The 1,910-nt window shown below is 43.5% G+C and carries 2 protein-coding genes; both read right to left on the bottom strand.

All coding sequences use genetic code 11. The features are described from left to right. Positions 1-97 precede the first annotated feature (97 nt). Positions 98-1,396 carry a group II intron reverse transcriptase/maturase gene (gene ltrA, locus EFD62_RS17275; protein ID WP_128706591.1) on the bottom strand — a complete coding sequence of 433 codons (1,299 nt, stop codon included), beginning with the start codon at positions 1,394-1,396 and terminating at the stop codon, positions 98-100. An 82-nt stretch (positions 1,397-1,478) separates the two neighbouring features. Continuing rightward, entirely contained in the window at positions 1,479-1,640 is a 162-nt protein-coding gene (locus tag EFD62_RS17595; protein WP_155522929.1) for a hypothetical protein, read from the bottom strand. Positions 1,641-1,910 lie beyond the last annotated feature (270 nt).

Here is a 1,910-nt window from a genome sequence, read left to right as displayed (position 1 = left end):
GATAGAGTAGAGCAGTGGGATTGCCACCGCCCCCTCATCAAACCGTACGTGCGGTTTTCCCGCATACGGCTTTCCGATATTCTTCTTCCTTCAGCATTCAGCCGCAAATACTTGCTAGTCCTGCCTGCAAGGTTAGTTCTCTAACCTTTGACGCATTTCCCAGCCTGTAGTTACGTTGTTTCTTCCGATTGTACCACCGAGTAAATTTAAAATTGATGTACTTCTCTATCTTCCATAACCATGGTCTTGTAAAACGCCTGGCATAGTAATTTCTCATGCCTATAATTTTAGGATTGAGCAGTTTCACCATTTCTTCCATGCTCAACAGCAGTTTGCTCGGATTCGTAAACACCTCTTTGATGTTGGCTCTCATTTTCTTCATAGCCTTTAGGGATGGAACTTGCTGTAATGTCCAATACCACTTCCAGCTTTTGTTTCTGAATCGCTGAAATCTATTGTTGAAGCCAAGAAAATCGAAGCTGTCTTTTCCGAAATACATATCAACAAGCTTCGTTTTCTCGCCATGCAACGTTAGTTCCAGCTTATCCATAATCCATTTCACCGCTTTTAGGGCTTCTTCTGCCTGTACTTTCCGTTTGCATAATATCACAAAATCATCTGCGTATCGTACCTGCTCGCCCAAGTGCCTAAATCTTTTATTCCAGACTACATCAAAATAATTTAGATATATGTTGGATAGAAGCGGTGATATAACTCCTCCCTGTGGTGCTCCAAGTGTACTATCACTATATTGTCCGGCTTCAAGCACTCCTGCTTTCAGCCAGCCTTTAATAAGCTTCAGCACCTTGCGGTCAGTTATCCTCTGCTCTACCAGTAAAAGCAGTTTATCATGGCTTATACTGCCGAAATAATCTTTTATGTCGGCATCAATTACCCATAAAGCACCGCCTTTATCAGCCACTTCGAATATCCTATCCATTGCCTGTAGTGCACTTCGCTTTGGTCGGAATCCATATGAACAAGGCTGAAAATCAGCTTCAAATACCGGCTCAATAACTATCTTTGCCGCCATCTGTACTATTCTGTCCTTAATCGTAGGTATTCCTAATGCTCTTTTCCTGCCATCTGCTTTTGGAATATAGGTTCGCCTGACAGGCTTGCACCGATATTTCTCTGTTCGCAATTCCTCCGCTATTTCGTCCAGCAGTTTTTCTTCGCCGTACGCTTTCACATCAATGATGCTGACTTTATCGATACCGCCTGCCCCACCATTTCTTTTTACCCGTTTCCATGCTTCCTCCAAAATATCCTTGCGGTATATCTTGTCATACATCGCATAGTACTTTCTCTTTCGGTCAGCTTTGGCTGTAAGGTATAGTCTGTTCTGGATGTTTCGTACTTTTTCATGGGTGTTAATAGCTTTATCAGCAATCACCAGCACCTACCTCCTCTACAGACTTGAATAAAGTTGTGCCCCTTTCCTATATGCAGTTTTGTTGTCTGCATAATCTCTGGTACTATGGGCACTTCTGACTGCCTCTTTGCAGGACTGCAATTTCACTTTCGTTTATATGCGTCCTCTTTACAGTTTCCTGTGCAAAGTAGGCTCTCTCCAGTTCTGACAAATACTTTCCTAACGTGTCGTTACCTCTACACCGCAGGGTTCTTCGGTATTGCATTTAGGGTTCTTCATACCTTCTGCTGTCTTCGCTGTTGATGTCTCAGCTCGACTCCCTGTTGTTCCCTTTCGGGAATGTGAATAACGGTGCGGCAGTATTCACTTTATGTTACGACCCGTCAGTTTGTCTGCTCTTTATTAAGCATTCCGTAACGCTTCAACGCATGAATTACTCCATACGCTGGTTACTGACTAAGTGGCTGCCCTACCTTTACCACTACAGGACTTTCACCTGTTAGCATTTGCCAGCTTTGCTGGACGCACACATCAA

The organism is Acetivibrio mesophilus (genome assembly GCF_004102745.1).
GTDB lineage: Bacteria > Bacillota > Clostridia > Acetivibrionales > Acetivibrionaceae > Hungateiclostridium > Hungateiclostridium mesophilum.
The sequence above is the reverse complement of the archived record's forward strand: the minus strand, read 5'-3'. Positions and strand labels throughout refer to the sequence as shown.

Excerpts from the sequence above, each read along its gene's own strand:
- EFD62_RS17595 (WP_155522929.1), bottom strand. The coding sequence starts at position 1,640 with ATGCAATACCGAAGAACCCTGCGGTGTAGAGGTAACGACACGTTAGGA.